This window comes from Aminobacter sp. P4_H6_2 (genome assembly GCF_056400805.1).
In genome coordinates this window covers 1-16272 of record NZ_JBFUKO010000062.1, presented here as the reverse complement: position 1 = coordinate 16272, position 16272 = coordinate 1, and the positions used below count along the sequence as shown (strand labels likewise).

21 protein-coding genes are annotated in these 16272 nt (G+C 61.7%); 8 read left to right on the top strand and 13 right to left on the bottom strand.

Going from position 1 to position 16272, the window contains the following annotated elements:
* Positions 1-9: 9 nt before the first annotated feature.
* From AC1DUU_RS07790 to AC1DUU_RS07780, 3 genes are read right to left on the bottom strand one after another with little or no spacing between them, the layout of a single operon-like run.
* A complete protein-coding gene (locus AC1DUU_RS07790) occupies positions 10-741 on the bottom strand; it encodes an amino acid ABC transporter ATP-binding protein (protein ID WP_476782846.1) in 732 nt (243 codons plus the stop codon).
* Positions 741-1412 (bottom strand): amino acid ABC transporter permease, encoded by a 672-nt coding sequence (locus tag AC1DUU_RS07785; RefSeq protein ID WP_476782845.1) that lies wholly within the window; start codon positions 1410-1412, stop codon positions 741-743. Before AC1DUU_RS07785 ends, AC1DUU_RS07790 begins: the two co-directional genes overlap by 1 nt.
* Entirely contained in the window at positions 1412-2083 is a 672-nt protein-coding gene (locus AC1DUU_RS07780; protein WP_476782844.1) for an amino acid ABC transporter permease, read from the bottom strand. The genes AC1DUU_RS07785 and AC1DUU_RS07780 overlap by 1 nt, the downstream gene beginning before the upstream one ends.
* Before the next feature lie 340 nt (positions 2084-2423).
* Between AC1DUU_RS07780 and AC1DUU_RS07775 the strand changes: the two genes are divergently transcribed.
* Positions 2424-3011, top strand: a complete 588-nt coding sequence (locus AC1DUU_RS07775) for a transglutaminase-like cysteine peptidase (protein WP_476782843.1) — start codon at positions 2424-2426, stop codon at positions 3009-3011.
* Between the two features lie 8 nt (positions 3012-3019).
* Here AC1DUU_RS07775 and AC1DUU_RS07770 read toward each other — a convergent pair whose 3' ends face one another.
* The 3 genes from AC1DUU_RS07770 to nth form a co-directional block, all read right to left on the bottom strand.
* Positions 3020-3553 carry a GNAT family N-acetyltransferase gene (locus AC1DUU_RS07770; protein ID WP_476782842.1) on the bottom strand — a complete coding sequence of 178 codons (534 nt, stop codon included), beginning with the start codon at positions 3551-3553 and terminating at the stop codon, positions 3020-3022.
* Positions 3554-3645: 92 nt separating this feature from the next.
* Entirely contained in the window at positions 3646-3873 is a 228-nt protein-coding gene (locus AC1DUU_RS07765) for a YdeI/OmpD-associated family protein (protein WP_476782841.1), read from the bottom strand.
* A gap of 74 nt (positions 3874-3947) precedes the next feature.
* Positions 3948-4754, bottom strand: coding sequence for an endonuclease III (gene nth, locus AC1DUU_RS07760; protein WP_476782840.1), 807 nt, complete (start codon positions 4752-4754; stop codon positions 3948-3950).
* A gap of 22 nt (positions 4755-4776) precedes the next feature.
* Here nth and AC1DUU_RS07755 point away from each other — a divergent pair, with 22 nt between their 5' ends.
* The 4 genes from AC1DUU_RS07755 to AC1DUU_RS07740 all read left to right on the top strand — a co-directional run bounded on the left by AC1DUU_RS07755 (position 4777) and on the right by AC1DUU_RS07740 (position 7888).
* Positions 4777-5271 carry a DUF2244 domain-containing protein gene (locus AC1DUU_RS07755; protein ID WP_476782839.1) on the top strand — a complete coding sequence of 165 codons (495 nt, stop codon included), beginning with the start codon at positions 4777-4779 and terminating at the stop codon, positions 5269-5271.
* 62 nt (positions 5272-5333) lie between these two features.
* Positions 5334-6227, top strand: a complete 894-nt coding sequence (locus tag AC1DUU_RS07750) for a methylated-DNA--[protein]-cysteine S-methyltransferase (protein WP_476782838.1) — start codon at positions 5334-5336, stop codon at positions 6225-6227.
* Between the two features lie 78 nt (positions 6228-6305).
* On the top strand, positions 6306-7205 hold the full coding sequence (locus AC1DUU_RS07745; RefSeq protein WP_476782837.1) for a ribokinase: 900 nt from the start codon (positions 6306-6308) through the stop codon (positions 7203-7205).
* A 68-nt stretch (positions 7206-7273) separates the two neighbouring features.
* Positions 7274-7888, top strand: a complete 615-nt coding sequence (locus AC1DUU_RS07740; protein WP_476782836.1) for a LysE family translocator — start codon at positions 7274-7276, stop codon at positions 7886-7888.
* Positions 7889-7956: 68 nt separating this feature from the next.
* On the opposite strand, the gene AC1DUU_RS07735 is transcribed toward AC1DUU_RS07740, so the two are convergent.
* Complete coding sequence (locus AC1DUU_RS07735; protein ID WP_476782835.1) at positions 7957-8898, bottom strand: nucleoside hydrolase; 942 nt, start codon at positions 8896-8898, stop codon at positions 7957-7959.
* 130 nt (positions 8899-9028) lie between these two features.
* On the opposite strand from AC1DUU_RS07735, the gene AC1DUU_RS07730 reads away from it, so the two are divergent.
* Together AC1DUU_RS07730 and AC1DUU_RS07725 are read left to right on the top strand one after the other, a co-directional pair.
* Positions 9029-9454, top strand: a complete 426-nt coding sequence (locus AC1DUU_RS07730; protein ID WP_476782834.1) for an Hsp20 family protein — start codon at positions 9029-9031, stop codon at positions 9452-9454.
* Positions 9455-9516: 62 nt separating this feature from the next.
* The gene (locus AC1DUU_RS07725) at positions 9517-9774 is read left to right on the top strand and encodes a BQ00720 family protein (protein ID WP_476782833.1); all 258 of its coding nucleotides are present in this window, start codon (positions 9517-9519) and stop codon (positions 9772-9774) included.
* A 114-nt stretch (positions 9775-9888) separates the two neighbouring features.
* Here AC1DUU_RS07725 and ptsN read toward each other — a convergent pair whose 3' ends face one another.
* The 6 genes from ptsN to lptC form a co-directional block, all read right to left on the bottom strand.
* Entirely contained in the window at positions 9889-10353 is a 465-nt protein-coding gene (ptsN, locus tag AC1DUU_RS07720; protein WP_476782832.1) for a PTS IIA-like nitrogen regulatory protein PtsN, read from the bottom strand.
* Positions 10354-10418: 65 nt separating this feature from the next.
* Positions 10419-11003, bottom strand: a complete 585-nt coding sequence (hpf, locus tag AC1DUU_RS07715) for a ribosome hibernation-promoting factor, HPF/YfiA family (protein WP_476782831.1) — start codon at positions 11001-11003, stop codon at positions 10419-10421.
* Positions 11004-11283: 280 nt separating this feature from the next.
* A complete protein-coding gene (rpoN, locus tag AC1DUU_RS07710) occupies positions 11284-12816 on the bottom strand; it encodes an RNA polymerase factor sigma-54 (RefSeq protein ID WP_476782830.1) in 1533 nt (510 codons plus the stop codon).
* Positions 12817-12981: 165 nt separating this feature from the next.
* Positions 12982-13803, bottom strand: a complete 822-nt coding sequence (gene lptB / locus AC1DUU_RS07705) for an LPS export ABC transporter ATP-binding protein (protein ID WP_476782829.1) — start codon at positions 13801-13803, stop codon at positions 12982-12984.
* Positions 13803-14384 carry an LptA/OstA family protein gene (locus tag AC1DUU_RS07700; RefSeq protein WP_476782828.1) on the bottom strand — a complete coding sequence of 194 codons (582 nt, stop codon included), beginning with the start codon at positions 14382-14384 and terminating at the stop codon, positions 13803-13805. The genes lptB and AC1DUU_RS07700 overlap by 1 nt, the downstream gene beginning before the upstream one ends.
* Complete coding sequence (gene lptC / locus AC1DUU_RS07695; protein ID WP_476782827.1) at positions 14353-15072, bottom strand: LPS export ABC transporter periplasmic protein LptC; 720 nt, start codon at positions 15070-15072, stop codon at positions 14353-14355. The genes AC1DUU_RS07700 and lptC overlap by 32 nt, the downstream gene beginning before the upstream one ends.
* A gap of 266 nt (positions 15073-15338) precedes the next feature.
* Here lptC and sppA point away from each other — a divergent pair.
* The coding region (sppA, locus tag AC1DUU_RS07690) for a signal peptide peptidase SppA (protein ID WP_476782826.1) at positions 15339-16272 on the top strand (934 nt) is incomplete at its 3' end.

Genomic DNA, 16272 nt, shown 5'->3' with positions numbered 1-16272 from the left:
GGATCATTTTCAGTCTTTACGCATCTTGGAGAGGAATTGAGCCACGCGCGGCAGGGCCATGCCCTTGGCCGAGAAGAACTCTTCGGTCGGCAGGTCGGCGATGAGCAGACCCTTGTCGAGGAAGGCGATGCGCGAGGAAATGGACCGCGCGAACTCGATCTCGTGGGTGACGAACACCATGGTGGTGCCGGTCTTGGCGAGTGCGGCCAGGATCGACAGCACTTCTGATGTCATCTCAGGGTCGAGCGCGCTCGTCACCTCGTCGAGCAGGAGGTAACTCGGCTTCATCGCAAGCGCCCGGCAGATGCCGACACGCTGGCGCTGGCCGCCGGAGAGCTGCGAAGGATAGGCGTCGGCACGATCGCTCAGCCCGACCGACTGCAACAGTTCGCGCGCCTCGGCCTCGGCCTGCTTGCGCGGCACCTTCAGCACCTCAACCGGAGCAAGGGAGATGTTCTGTACGGCGGTCATGTGCGGATAGAGGTTGAACAGCTGGAAGACAGTACCAGAGCGCTTGCGTGCCTCGCTCAGCTCGCGCGGCTTGGAAACATCGAAACCGTCGACCGTGATCTTGCCGGCGTCGATCTTCTCCAAACCGTTGATGCAGCGGATGAGGGTCGACTTGCCCGAGCCGCTGGAGCCCAGCACCGAAACGACCTCGCCCTGGCGGATTTCGAGATCGATGCCGTTGAGCACGGTGGCCGCACCGAAGGATTTGCGCACTCCCGATACGCTGATCATTACAGGCCTCTCCATGCCGTATGCGCCCTGAGCCGCTTTTCGAAACGGCTTCCGGCGTAGGCGACCAGCTTTGCGGTCAGGTAGTAGAGCGCGCCGACAGCAGTCCAGACGAGGAACGGCTTGAGCGTGCGCAGGTTCAGGATATTGCCGACCTTGGTCAGGTCCATGACGCCGATCACCGAGATTAGCGAGGTGACCTGCAACTGATTGACAAGGAGACCGGTGAGCGGGCCGATGGCAAAGGCGGCCGCCTGCGGCGCTATCACCCGGCGCAAGGTCTGCCAGCGCGTCAGGCCAAAGACACGCGCGGCCTCGATCTGGTCGCGGCCGACGGATTCGATCGCCGACACCGCGATCACGTAGATGAAGGCGGCACTGTTGCCCGACAGCGTGATGACAGCCGCTTCGGTCGGCGTGACGTTGATCTTGAAGAAGGCAGGCAGGCCGAAGAACACCAAAAACAGCTGGACCAACACCGGCGAATTCTTGAGCAGTTCGGCGACGAAGGTGACGATCTGCATCAGCACCGGCACGCGATAGAAGCGGATCACCGCCCAGAGCGAACCGACGACGAGCCCGATCAGGGTCGTCGAGACGAACAGCGCCAGCGATACGCCCAGCCCCTGCAAAAGCAGGACGATGTCGAACGGCGTGAAATCCCCGTAGCGCATCAGACCGCTCCCTCAGACTGGTGACGGTTGAGGTAGCGGTGCAGAACGCCGCTGAGGATCGAAACGGAATAGGTCAGCGCCGCATAGGCAACGAGCAGGACGAAATAGACCTCGAACGGCCTGAAGGTGTTGGAGGCGACGATCTTGGCCGAGCCGGTCAGCTCGTTAAGCGTGATGGTCGACAGGATCGACGACGTCAGGATCAGGTTGATGAAGACCGAACCCAACGGCCTGACCGAGGCGCGGAGCGCGATCGGCAAGACGATGCGGCGGAAGATGGTGCTTTTCTTGAGCCCACTGACCTGCGCCGCCTCAATGATACCAGGGTCGATGGCCAGGATGCCCGAGCGGATGACATCGGAGGTGAAGGCGCCGCCGGCGACCGACAGGGCAACCACGCCGGTGGTGAAGGCATCGATATAGATGCCGATCTCGGGCAGGCCGAAATAGAAGAAAAACAGCTGCACGATGAAGGGGATGTTGCGGAAAATATCGACATAGATGGCAGCCAGCCTGTTGAGCAGCGGCGAGGCCGAGGTCCGCATCGCGCCGACAGCCAGGCCGAGCACGAGAGAGCCGATGACGGCAAGCGTGCAGGCCTGCAGCGTCAGCCACGCCCCTTCCAGCAGGAAGGGGATATGCTTCGCAAGGATCGACAGGTCGAACTTCAAGCGGCACATTTCCCAAAAGTGAAACCGGTTTCACTCTGCAAAACGACCGAGGCTATGTCAACGGCAGCAACGCCTGTGTTTTCAGTTTTTCACACGCCATCCCACATGGAGTTCCAGCCTGAGTCAGCCGGTGCGCGCTCGCCCTTCGGGCGCCGCTCACAGCTTCCAAAACGACAACCGGCGCCTACGAGGGGCACTATCGCCGCCCTGCTTCAAGTCTTGTTTAAGCAAGTTACAATTTGTTAAGCATTCTGCCGCTTACCGGCGCGATCGTCACTTTAGCAACAGCTCATTTACCGATACCCATCATCCTTTAGGCTAAGCACCGGGGTACAAAACCGTGAAACGTTATGCCGCACTGATCGCGCTTTCGGCTTCGTTCGCCAGCCCGCTTGCCGCTCAGGCTGGCACGACGATGGAAACCAGGGGCAATGCCTTCGCACCGCCCGCTTTTGCCTCATTCTGCAGCCGCGAGCCCCGGCTATGCAGCACATCTGGCGGCAAAAAGGTCATCGCCTTGCAGTCCAGGCTCAACGCCGAGCTGCAGCAGGTCAACCGCTCGGTCAATTCCCGCATCAAGGAGCGCAGCGACCTTGTCGCTGTCGGCATGGACGATGACTGGCGCGTGCCAACCGCCTATGGCGATTGCGAAGACTTCGCCATCCTGAAGAAAAAGGAGCTGCTGGCACGCGGCTGGCCGGCATCGGCACTGCTGCTCACCGTGGCGCGCTATCGTGGTCAAGGTCATACGGTGTTGACCGTACGGACCAGCGAGGGCGACCTCATCCTCGATAACATGACCAGCTCAGTCCGCGACTGGTCGAGCACGCCCTACAGCTATTTTGCCCGCCAGGCGCAAGGCAACGGCCACCGCTGGGAACGCATCGGCAACGCCAGGCCGATCGTCTCGACGGCGCTCGGCAACTGACGCCAGACCTAACCTAGGCGTTCGAGCAAGATCGTCGGTTCGCCATGATAGGTGGTGCGGTCGATCTCGCGGTAGCCATTCTTTTCGGCGACGCGCAGCGAAGCACCGTTTGCCGGATCGATGATGCAGACGGTGCGGCCGCCAAAGCAGCTGTCGGCCCAGCGTACGAACGCCGCCACCGCCTCACTGGCAATGCCCTTGCCATGCATGTCGGCGACGAACCCCCATCCGGCCTCGGGAATGCCTTCGATCGAAGGTTCGATGTCGCGCTTGAGGTCATGGAAGCCGCCCTCGCCGATGAAGCGGCCTGTGGCCTTTTCCTCGACCGCCCAGAAGCCATAGCCGATCAGCGACCAGGAGCCGGCATGGCGCAGGAAACGCTGCCAGCTTTCCTCGCGCGTCCGTGGCTTGGCAATGAAACGCGTGACCACCGGATCGGCCCACATTTCGGCATAGGCGTCGAAATCGGCCAGCCGGTGCGGCCTGAGGATGGTGCGTTCGGTCTCGATGACGGGAATATCGGCAAGGTCAAAAGTGGTCATCAGTCAGGCTCCATCCATCGTTGCCGGGGATGTAGCACAGCCCGACAGCCAAGCAGCAGGCCAGATCGACATTTCAGCATCCGCCAACAGGATCAGGCGCGCCAGACCATCCGCATGTAGACACCGCCACGCTCAAGCTCGTCGAGCATCTGGTCGAGCCGCTTGCGGCGGGTCGCATCCAGCTTGGCGCGTTCGATCCAGCCGAGATAGTCGTTGCGCTGATAGTCCGGCCGCGCCTCATAAGCTGCAAGCACGCCGCGCGAGACAAGCTCGCTGCGGATCCAATCCGGCATTGAATTGATGTCACGGGTCAGGGCCACGGTTGAAATGTGCTCGGGAGCGGTTTGGTCGTCAATAGTGACAGCGGCAACCTGCTGACAGGCCTGCCGCGCGACTACTGGGCCGCCACTTCGGCTTCGGCGACCTCGACCGCATCGAGTTCGTCCAGCAGCACCAGCGGCGCGGGCTCGCTTGTCGACTTTTCCGGTGACTTGCAGATATCGGCGATGACGCATCGCCAGCAATCGGGCTTGCGTGCCTTGCAGACATAGCGGCCATGCAGGATCAGCCAGTGATGGGCATGCAGCATGAACTCGTCGGGGATGATCTTGACCAGGATCGCCTCGATCTGATCGGGCGTCTTGCCGGGCGCCAGCCCGATCCTGTTGCCGATGCGCAGGATATGGGTGTCGACCGCCATGGTATGGTGGCCGAAGGCCATGTTGAGCACGACATTGGCGGTCTTGCGGCCAACACCGGGCAGCTTGACGAGCATGTTCCGATCGTCGGGCACCTCACCGCCATGATCGCGGATCAGCGCCTCCGACAGGGCGATGACGTTCTTGGCCTTGTTGCGCCACAGGCCGATGGTACGGATGTGCTGGCCGACCGCCTCTTCGCCGAGCGCCAGCATCTTTTCAGGCGTATCGGCAATGGCGAAAAGCGCCCGCGTCGCCTTGTTGACGCCGGCGTCGGTCGCCTGCGCCGACAGCGCCACGGCGACCAAAAGCGTGAATGGATTGACGTGTTCGAGTTCGCCCTTCGGCGCGGGCCGCTGGACCTGGAAACGGCGGAAGATTTCACGGACTTCCGCAGCCGAGTAGAGCGACTTGGCACGCGTGGCGCGGGCGCGCGGCTTGGTGCCGGCGCGAACGGTGGCCTGCGACGCAGTTGGCGCATCTTTGGACTTGGGGTTTTTCATAGGCTCTCTATAATTAACCGACATGAGCGAGACAAACGCCACTTTTGCTGCCGACGAGCCCTTCTTCAAGGCGCTTTTGCTGCCGCACCGGTCGCTTGGCCGCACCGGTTTCATGATCCTGATGGGCGCCTTGATGTTCGGCTGGATCGTCACCGGCATCATCTTCCTGAGCTACGGCGCCTGGCCGATCTTCGGCTTCTTCGGCCTCGACGTCATCGGCCTCTACATCGCCTTCCGGCTCAACTATCGCGCGGCCCGTGCTTGCGAAGAAGTGACCGTCTCCCGCACCAGCCTCGACATCCTCAAGACCGCGCCTTCCGGCAAATCGGAGCAGTATCATTTCAACCCGTTCTGGGCGCGTTTTGCCGTCTCCCGTCACGACGAGATCGGCATCACCGACATGGCCGTGGTATCACGGGAAAAAAGCGTGCCGATCGGCAGCTTCCTCAATCCCGACGACCGCGAAAGCTTCGCCAAGGCTTTTTCGCGGGCACTTGCAACCGCAAGGAGCAGATGAGCAGGAATCGGGTGGGAAATACCCACCGACAGCGCGATATTGGCGTCCAAGGAGAYATGACCATGAACGCCCAGACGCAAACGAAACCCATCGCCACCCTGCAGCAGGACATCACGCCCGTCGGTTCCGAATATGAAACTGTGCGCCGGGTGATCGAAAAGATCAGCCTCGACTATCGCGACCAGCCTTCGCTCGAAACCCTAGCCGACGAAGTCGGCGAAACGCCGACCGGCTTGCAGAAGCTGTTCAGCCGCTGGGCCGGCCTGTCGCCAAAGGCCTTCCTGCAGGCGGTGACACTCGATCACGCACGCAAACTGCTCGACGATGGCCTGCCGCTGCTCGAGGCCTCGTTCGAGGTCGGCATGTCGGGGCCGGGTCGCCTGCATGACTTGTTCGTTACCCATGAGGCAATGTCGCCAGGCGACTACAAGACCCGAGGTGCCGGCCTTACCATCCGCTACGGCTTCCACATCTCGCCCTTTGGCGTAGCACTTGTCATGGTCACCGACCGTGGGCTCGCCGGCCTGTCGTTCAACGATGCCGGCGAAGARCGCGCGGCCTTTGCCGACATGTCTGGCCGCTGGCCCAACGCCACCTATGTCGAAGACATGAGCGCGACAGCACCTTATGCCGCCCACATTTTCGATCCGACCCGCTGGCGGCAGGACCAACCGCTGCGCGTAGTGATGATCGGCACCGACTTCCAGGTCCGGGTCTGGGAGGCGCTGCTCAAGATCCCGATGGGCCGGGCATGCACCTATTCGTCGATCGCCTCGGAAATCGGTTCGCCCAAGGCGAGCCGCGCTGTGGGTGCCGCCGTCGGCGCCAACCCGCTATCTTTCGTCGTGCCCTGCCACCGTGCGCTTGGAAAGTCCGGCGCGCTGACCGGCTACCACTGGGGCCTGACGCGCAAGCGTGCGATCCTGGGTTGGGAGGCCGGACAGGTCGCGGGGTGATGTGTCAAATGACAACGCACCATCTGGCAAGTGGACGCGACACAGGTTAGTTTCCGGCCGATTTTTCAGGAGACTGCCGTGATCACCGTTGTCGGATCCATCAACCTCGACCTCATCACCACTGTTGGCCGTCTTCCGGGTCCCGGCGAGACCGTTCCGGGCAGCGACTTCAAATCCGCGCCTGGCGGCAAGGGCGCCAACCAGGCGCTTGCGGCGGCGCGCGCCGGTGTACCGGTGCGCATGGTGGGTGCGGTCGGCAAGGACGCGTTTGCCAGCGAAGCGACTGCTTATCTCAAGGATGGTGGGGTCGACCTTTCCGGCGTCGCCCATATCCAGGCGGCCACCGGCATCGCGCTGATCCTGGTCGGCGGCGACGGCGAGAACATGATCGCTGTGGTTCCGGGCGCCAATGGCTCGGTGGTGCCGGGCGACCTCGCCAAGGCGCAGTTCAAAAAGGGCGACATCGTCCTTCTCCAGCATGAGATACCGCTCGCGACCGTAGACGCGGCACTCGAGGCGGCACGCAAGGCGGGAGCGGTGACCATGCTCAACACCGCCCCCTTCCGCGCCGAAGCCGCAAGCTTCGTCGGCAAGGCCGACTATGTCGTTGCCAACGAAACCGAGTTCGACCTCTACGCCGAGGCCCTGAGCCTTCCTGCCGGCGAGCGGCCGGAGCGCATGAGCGAATTTGCCCGCCGTACCGGCGCTACCGTCATCGTCACGCTCGGCGGCGAAGGCGTTCTGGCGGCAAAGGGCGACGAACTCGTCCATGTCGACGCGCTCAAGATCATGCCGGTCGATACTGTGGGTGCAGGCGACACCTTCTGCGGCTATCTCGCCGCCAGCCTGTCGACTGGGCTCGACCTCAAGGACGCGCTTCGGCGCGCGGCTGTGGCCGGGTCGCTTGCTTGCTTGAAGCCGGGTGCCCAGCCAGCCATCCCGCTCGCCGCCGAGGTGGATGCCGCACTCAAGGGTTGAGCGCAGCACCTTCTGGAGACGCGTAAAATCTCAGTGCTTAGTGTCGAGCGACCGCCGGAGGAACGGACATGTCGCTCGAACTTTACGCTGCCTACGTCGTTGCCTGTATCGTCATCGTGCTGATACCGGGGCCGACCGTCACGTTGATCATCGCCTCCAGTATCAGGCACGGCACGCGCGCTGGACTGCTCAACGCCGCCGGCACGCAGATCGGCGTCGCCATGATGATCGCGATTGTCGGCATCGGCCTCAACCAGATGATCGAGGCCATGGGCCACTGGTTCGAATGGGTCAGGCTTTTGGGTGCGGCCTATCTTATCTGGCTCGGCATCCAGATGTTCCGCTCGGGCGGCGAACTTGCCGCCRACGGTTTGCCCAAGCGACCGCGCGGCGGCTTTTTCCTGCAAGGCTTCCTGGTTGCGATCAGCAATCCCAAGACGCTGATCTTTTTCGGCGCCTTCATTCCGCAATTCATCGACCCGACCGCAAACTACGCCCAGCAGATCGTCATCATGGGCATCACCGCGATGGTTTTCGCAGCACTGTCGGATTCCACTTACGCCGTGGCAGCCGGCCGCGCCGGCAAGTTTCTCTCGGCCAAGCGCCTCAAGCTGATGACGCGCWTCAGCGGCACGTTCCTTGTCGGCGGCGGGGTGTGGCTGGCGTTTTCGCGCGCGCGATAGAACGTTTCGTCCACCTACAAAACAAAAGGGGCGGCCACGTGCCGCCCCTTTCTGTTCAACACTTGCTCTCAGAGCCGGCCGAGGCGCTCGACCAGCAGCTCAAAGAAGCCGTCATGGTCGATGTCCCGCATGACGGTGGCGTTCTTCTCGCGCTTGGTGACACCCCACCAGTCGACCACAGTCATGCCCATTGTCAGCTCCGACGCCGTCTCGACCGTCACGTTGCAGAAGCGGCCCTGGAACAGCTCGGGTTTGATAAGGTAAGCAATGACGCACGGATCATGCAGCGGACCGCCATCGGTGCCGTACTTGCCCTCGTCGTAGCGCTCGAAGAACTCCAGCATCTGGGCGGTGGCGAGGCCAACCTTGGTGCCGAGCTGGCGGAAAGCATCGATGCGCTTGGTCGTCGTCAGCGCCTTATGGGTGACGTCGAGCGGCATCATGACGATCGGCACGCCCGAGCGGAACACCACGTCGGCGGCATGCGGGTCGACATAGATGTTGAACTCGGCCGAGGGCGTGACATTGCCGCCTTCAAAGAAACCGCCGCCCATCAGCACGATTTCCTTGATACGCGGTGCAATTTTGGGCTCGCGGATCATGGCGAGTGCGATGTTGGTGAGCGGACCGAGCGGGCACAGCGTGACGGTGCCCGCTTCCTCGCGCATCAGCGTCTCAACGAGGTAGTCGACGGCGTGCTGCTCCTCGAGCTTCATCGTGGGCTCAGGCAGTTCGGGGCCATTGAGGCCGGTCTTGCCGTGGACTTCCTCGGCGGTGACGAGTTCGCGGATCAGCGGACGGATGGCGCCTGAGAAAACCTTGATATCGGGGCGGCCGGCCAGTTCGCAGATCTTGCGGGCATTCTTCTCTGTCAGCTTCAGCGGCACGTTGCCGGCGACGGCAGTGATTCCCAGGATATCCAGTTCGGGGCTTCCGAGCGCCAGCAATATGGCGACGGCATCGTCCTGACCGGGGTCGGTGTCGATGATAATCTTGCGCGGTATGGGCATTTTCTTTCCTTGTTGGGCAGTTTTTTTGCAGTCTTGAAGTTGCCGACGCGGCGGACCATATCAACAACAGTCGGGAAAATGCCACCTGGGTTTTTCCGCTTTATGTCGCTCTCGGAGGACAAGCTGTAACATGAGCCGTATGACGCCCTTTTCGAGCCCGCTTCTCTTGGGTTTCGACACGATGGAAAAGACGCTGGAGCGCCTTGCCAAGTCGGGCGACAGCTATCCGCCCTACAACATCGAACGCATCAGGGATGGTGACGAACGGAGCGAAAGGCTGCGGATTACGCTTGCCGTGGCCGGGTTCGCCGAAAGCGATCTCGACGTCACCGTCGAGGAGAACCAACTCATCGTGCGTGGCCGACAGAGCGAGGACAAGGAGCGCGAGTTCCTGCATCGCGGTATCGCATCACGACAGTTCCAACGCTGCTTCGTGCTGGCTGACGGAATGCGGGTGATCGCGGCCGATCTAAAGAACGGTCTGCTCTCGGTCGATCTCGACCGACCGGAAGCCGAACGGCTGGTACGGAAAATAAACATATCGGTAGCAGACTAAGAGCTACCGATGGCTCTCATGCGGGATGGCCGAATCGGCATCCTGGCTAGAAGGAGGCTGCAATGCCCAGTACTGACCAGAGACACACCATGACTACGGGCGAACTCGCCCATCTCGGCGAAGGTTCCGTCGCCTATCTCAGGAAGGTATCCAGCGACGACCTGCGCGGCCGTTTCCCAGGCCTCACAGAGATCGATCCCGGCCTTGAGCTGTGGGCGTTGTTTGCCGCCAATGGCGAGCCGATCCTATTGTCCGACGCTCGTGACCGTGCTCTTGCCGGTGCGATGGAAAACGATCTGACGACCGTCGCCATCCACTAACCCTTTGCGGTATCGGCTCCATTCGGGCCGATACGACAGGTGGCGAAACGGAAAAGGGCCGCGAAACGCGGCCCTTGCCAAGCTTTTCCAAAATCCCAAGCATCTACCCAAACGTCAAGCGGCGTGTGAAGCCGGCGTCTCCGACAGAAGCGCCAGGATGGCGGACGCGTCGCGCGTGCCGCGAATCTTGGCCACGGTATCGGCATCGCGTAGGACACGCGCGATGCGCGACAGCGCCTTGAGATGATCGGCCCCGGCCCCTTCAGGGGCCAGCAGCAGGAAGACGAGATCGACCGGCTGGTCGTCAAGTGCCTCGAAGTCGACGGGCGTTTCCAAGCGCGCAAAGACGCCTGTGATGCGCTTAACGCCTGCGAGCTTTCCATGCGGGATGGCAATGCCATTGCCGACACCGGTCGAGCCGAGACGCTCGCGCTGGAGTATGGTGTCGAACACCTCCCGCTCGGGGATGCCGGAAATCGACGCGGCCCTTTCGGCGAGAAGTTGCAGAAGCTGCTTCTTCGAATTCGCCTTCAAGGCCGGCATGATCGCCGGTACCTCGATTAGATCACTCAGATCCATGCTGAAATTCCCTTGCTGTGCTCACCGCCGCATTGCCCCAAAACCCCACATGCGGTCGGCGGCGACTATCCCTGGGCGACCTTAGCGGTCGAGGGATCTATCCAGCCGATGTTTCCATCCGGCCGGCGATAGACGATGTTGAGTTGCTCGTTGCCGGCATTGCGGAAGACGACAACTGGGCTGTCCTTGGTATCGAGCTCGATGACGGCGGACGCCACCGACATGGTCTTCAGCACCATCGTCGATTCAGCAACGATGGCGGGTGCGAAATCCTCAGGCACATCCTCATCATCGTCGACGAGCGGTGCGACCACGGAATAGGCGATATCGGTCAATTCACCGTTGCCGGCACCCAGATTGTGCGACTTGAGCCGGCGCTTGTAGCGCCGCAGGCGGGTTTCTAGCTTATCGGCTGCCGCTTCGAACGCGGCAGTCGGCTCCTGGGCCTCGCCGGTGGCTTGCAACGACATGCCCGAATCGAGCCGCACCACGCAATCGGCGGTGTAGCGCGAGCCAGCCTTCACGACGTTGACGTGTCCGGAGAAGCCGCGATCGAAGTATTTTCCGATCGCTTCGCCGATACGGCCTTCGATACGCGTACGAAACGCATCGCCGACATCCATGTGTTTTCCAGAAATACGCAGGCTCATCTGAAAACTGACCTTTTCTGTTCAGACTTCAAACCAGTCCGAGTTTATACCCGTGGCCGATGCAAACAAGCGTTGGCTCGCCTGTCTCACCGATTTTAAGTCCGAACCTGTCGGCTGATCTTGGGCCACCCACCGGCAGCCTATGGCTCGTATCACAAGCCATCTCGTGCCGCATCTTTCTTTGGCGGGCTTAGCCCTCTTCATGCGGGCGGGCTTCTAGCCACTTCATTAGGGATTGTCAATCAAGAGCCAGAAAGGCCACAATTCCGCGGGCTTCGGCCTAGCTGGCGCTGCCTGCGATCGCACGCTTTTCGCGCCGGCGCTGCACGGACGAGGCGATGTTCATGCCTTCGCGATATTTGGCGACGGTGCGCCTGGCGATGTCGACGCCACTTTTCTTCAGGATATCCACAATGGCATCGTCTGACAGCACCTCGGCGGCCTGTTCTTCCTCGATCATCTGCCGGATGCGGTCACGCACTGCTTCCGACGAATGCGCGTCGCCACCTTCGGCAGAGGCGATCGAAGCGGTGAAGAAGTAGCGCAGTTCAAACACGCCACGCGTCGTCAGCATGTATTTGTTGGCGGTGACGCGGCTCACTGTCGATTCATGCATGCCGATGGCATCGGCCACGGTGCGTAGGTTGAGCGGCCTGAGATGGCGCACGCCGTGAACCAGGAAAGCGTCCTGCTGGCGCACGATCTCCGAGGCGACCTTGAGGATCGTCTTGGCGCGCTGGTCGAGGCTTCGCGTCAGCCAGTTGGCGTTTTGCAGGCACTCGCTGAGGAAGTTCCGCTCCGAGGCATTCTTGGTCCGCCCGGTCACCTCGGCAAAATAGACCTGGTCGACCAGCACGCGCGGCAAGGTTTCGGGATTGAGCTCCACCGCCCAACTGCCGTCGGCGGCCTGGCGCACCTCGACATCGGGCACGWTGGTATCGGCGGCGCCCCCGGCAAAGGCGCCGCCGGGCCTGGGATCTAGCGCGCGGATTTCTGCCAGCATGGCGAGCAGATCCTCCTCATCGACGCCGCAAAGACGCTTGAGGCTGACGAAATCGCGCTTGGCCAGAAGGTCGAGATTGTCGATGAGTGCCGCCATCGCCGGGTCGAGCCGGTTGCGGCGGGCAAGCTGGATGCGCAGGCACTCGGCAAGATCACGAGCGAAAAGCCCTGCCGGATCAAAGCCCTGGCAACCTGCAAGCACCCTGAGCACAAATGCCTCGTCGACACCGAAGCGCGTGGCGATCTCACCTGGATCGCCACGGAAATAACCGGCTTCGTCGAGCCAGTCGGTCAATTCCGAGGCAACGAGCCGCTCGGCCGGGTCGATGAAGGAGAAGGAAATCTGCTCGCCGACATGGTCGCGCAGCGTGATGGCGGCCGCTGCCATGTCCTCCATGTCGAAACCATCGGACGCACCACCCGAGCTTGAGCCCGGAGACGACGACTTCCATTGCATTGCAAGGTCTGGCCCCATGCGCTCGACAGCGCCGGGATCGTCTGGAAACAGGTTTTCGAGCGAGGTGTCGAGCTTGTCGGAGATTGCCTCCGAGCTCCATCCCGACTCGGCCTCGAACCAGTCCTCGCTGGCGCTATCGTTTGCCTCGCTGGGTGTTTCGATCTTCGGAAATGGGTCGGGAGCGTCTTCAGGCGCGTCCACCCGCTCCAGCAGGGGATTGCGCTCGATCTCGTCATCAATGAAGCGTTCGAGCTCGGTATGGGTGAACTGCAGCAGCCTGATCGACTGCATCAGTTGTGGCGTCATCACAAGGGACTGCGACTGCCGTAGCTGTAATTTCGCCGACAGCGCCATAGACTGTTGTGACCCGATCCCGATTCAAGGCGGCCGAAAGCCGGCGCGCCTGCCAGCTGCGATAAAACTGGCCCGGCTTTTGCATGTCAAGCAGATTGGGGTTTCGGCAGAGCTATTGCCAATGCATCAGCCGGCAGCATCGAGCGCCGGCTGCACATTCAGCGATTAGAGCGTGAAACCCTCGCCGAGATAAAGACGGCGGACATCCGGGTTGGCGACGACCTCGTCGGCGCGGCCGTGGGTCAAAACCTCGCCAGCATGGATGATGTAGGCGCGGTCGATCAGGCCAAGCGTCTCGCGGACGTTATGGTCGGTGATCAACACGCCAATGCCGCGCTTGGTCAAATGCCGGACAAGCTGCTGGATGTCGGCGACTGCGATCGGGTCGATACCGGCAAAAGGCTCGTCGAGCAGCATGTAGTTGGGCCGGCTGGCCAGTGCGCGCGCAATTTCAAGACGCCGCCGCTCGCCACCTGACAGCGCGATGGCCGGCGCCTTGCGCAGATGGCTGATGTGGAACTCCTCAAGCAACGCATCGAGCGACTTCTCGCGCTCCTTGCGGCTCTTTTCGACCACTTCGAGAATGGCGCGGATGTTGTTTTCGACCGAAAGGCCCCGGAAGATGGAGGCTTCCTGAGGCAGATAGCCGATGCCGAGACGCGCGCGGCGGTACATCGGCATCGCGGTCACGTCGAAGCCATCGATCTCGATGGTGCCCTGATCGACCGGCACAAGCCCTGTGACCATGTAGAAGCAGGTCGTCTTGCCGGCGCCGTTGGGACCAAGCAGGCCTACGGCCTCGCCGGCGCGCACGCCAAGCGTCACGCCGGAGACTACCTGCCTGCCCTTGTAGCTCTTGGTCAGGCCCTTGGCGATCAGCGTACCCTTGAACTTACCGTTCTTGGCACCGCCAGTTATCGCGGGCGCGGCAAGCTTTTGCGCCGAGCCGGGCTTCAGACGCGACAACAACCGGGATAGTTCAGTCATTATTTCTTCTGCGAACTCGGCGTAATCGACATTATGACGCGACCATTGCTGTTGGTGCYCTTGGTGCAGCCGTCGACCTGCGCCAGGCCGGTCTTCATCTGCACGGTAAGCTTGCAGCCAACCAGAACGTTGTCGCCTTCCGACAAAACGACTTCCTTGCCGGACATCACCAGCACCTCGGTCTTCATGTCGAATGTGCCGCGGTCACCAGTGGCAACCTGCTTGTCGGACTTCACATAGACCTTGTCATCGACTTCAAGCCGATCGATCTTGGCGGAGCCGGTGGCCGCCGAACCGCCGTCTTTGGCGTAATAGACTGTCATCTTGCCCGACTTCATCAGTGTCGGCCCTTGGGTGACATTGACGTTGCCGGTGAAGATCGCGAGGTTTTCCGATTCGCGAACCTCGAGCTTGTCGCTCTCGATCTGGATCGGCTGATCGCCGGAGAGCTTGAGGCCCGAAAGCCTGCTCTGGCTGTCCTGCGCCAGAGCGCCGGCGGTGCAAAGCACAACACCCGCGCATGTTAACGCGGCCAACGACCGCAAAGACCTAATTTGCCGCACTCCCGCCTCCGCTATCATTCTGCGCCGCCTTCAATCGCGCCGGATCGATGTCCACGCGTACCCTCTTCTCAAAGACGACAACCTTGCCGTTTTCGAGCATCGACATCGAATCGGACGTGATCTTCGAACCGTCAAGGCTTATTTCAACCGGTTCGGTGGTCTTCATCTCGCCGCTGCCCATATCGAGATACGCCGATTTGAGCTTGGCGACCATACCGTCACTGGTCTTTACTGTGACCTGATCCGTCAGATTGAGCGTATTGCCCGCGCGATCATAAATACCACGCGCCGCAATGACCTCGGCAACGCTCTCGGCGGTGATCGGCAGCTTGGCGTCAATGCCAAGCAATTCGACCACACCCTGGTTGGAGGGATCTTGCACGGCGCGGTCAGCCGTCATCGAATAGGGCAGATTGGTCCGGGTGAAGCCGCTGAGCTGAGGCTTGGCCATCACCAGCTTGCCTTCGGAGAAGGCAGCACCTTCAGCCTTGACCTTGAAGGAGGGCGGTGCGGCAAGATAAGAATAGCCGCCGAACAGCAAAGCAAGCGCCACAGCCGCCAGCGGCAAAACGCGTTTGAGAAAGCGGACGCGGCGCGAATGGCGCGACGCCAGGTCGAAAGCATCGCCGCGCGAAGTCGCAAGCGCAATTGCGGTATCCACCGCAACGCCGCCACCGCCGCCACTCGTATCGATCGGTCGCGCCAACGCAAATGTCCCTTTTTCGAACTATCTAGGCCGTGTTCAGGCCGGCACGGTGAAGCGGATGAAAGCCACGAAAATATGACCACAAGGTCAAAGAAATGCTGCCGAACGTACACGCCCCGCGCGTCCAGCTGCCGAAAAGCAAACCCCAATATGGCTATTTACATTACAAATCCAAGTTCCCGCAACGGTAGGTGCGTCAGGAAAGCGGTGGCTCTCGCCAAAGCGTTGCGATAAAAGCGCAAGCCTCACAGCATGCGAGGCACGCCATGTCCATGAAAGCCGACGATCTCATCGACCGACGCCGGTTGCGGCGCAAAGTGACTTTCTGGCGCGTTGTCGCCTTTGTCATTGCGGCACTGGCCATTGTCGGCCTGTCGACCTGGCTCGCCGGCGAGCGGATTCCCGGCGTCACCAGTGACCATATCGCCAAGATCAGGGTCGACGGCACGATCACCGAGGACGAGGAGCTGCTCAAGCGCATCGACGACGTCCGCAAGTCGGCCGCGGTCAAGGGCGTAATCCTGTCGATCGATTCGCCCGGCGGCACCACCGCCGGCGGCGAAGCCATCTTCGATGCGGTGCGCAAGCTTGCCGCCGAAAAGCCCGTCGTCACCCAGGTCGGCACGCTGGCCGCTTCGGCCGGCTACATGATCGCCACGGCCACCGACCATATCGTGGCGCGCAAGTCCTCCATCGTCGGCTCGATCGGCGTTCTTGTGCAATATCCTGACCTGACGGGCCTGATGGACAAGATTGGCGTCAAGCTCGAAGAGGTGAAGTCATCGCCGCTGAAGGCCGCGCCCTCGCCGTTCAAGCCAACGACTGAAGAAGAACGCGCGATGGTCCGCAACATGATCATGGACAGCTATGACTGGTTCGTCGTCATCGTCGCCGATCGCCGCTCGATGTCCAAGGCCGAAGCCACCGCCCTTGCCGACGGCAGGGTCTTCACCGGGCGGCAGGCGCTGACCAACAAGCTGATCGACGAGGTCGGCGGCGAAGATCAGGCAATTGCCTGGCTCGGCACCAAGGGCGTCGACACCAAGCTGTCGGTGGTCGAATGGAAGCCGGCGCGCAGCGGCAGCTTCTTCTTGCCGACAGCACTCGCCCAGGCGCTGGGCCGGGCCCTCGGCGCTGGCGACCTTTCGTCGGAACTGCTCAAGGAAATGGGTGCCGACCGCTTGTTCCTTGACGGTATGC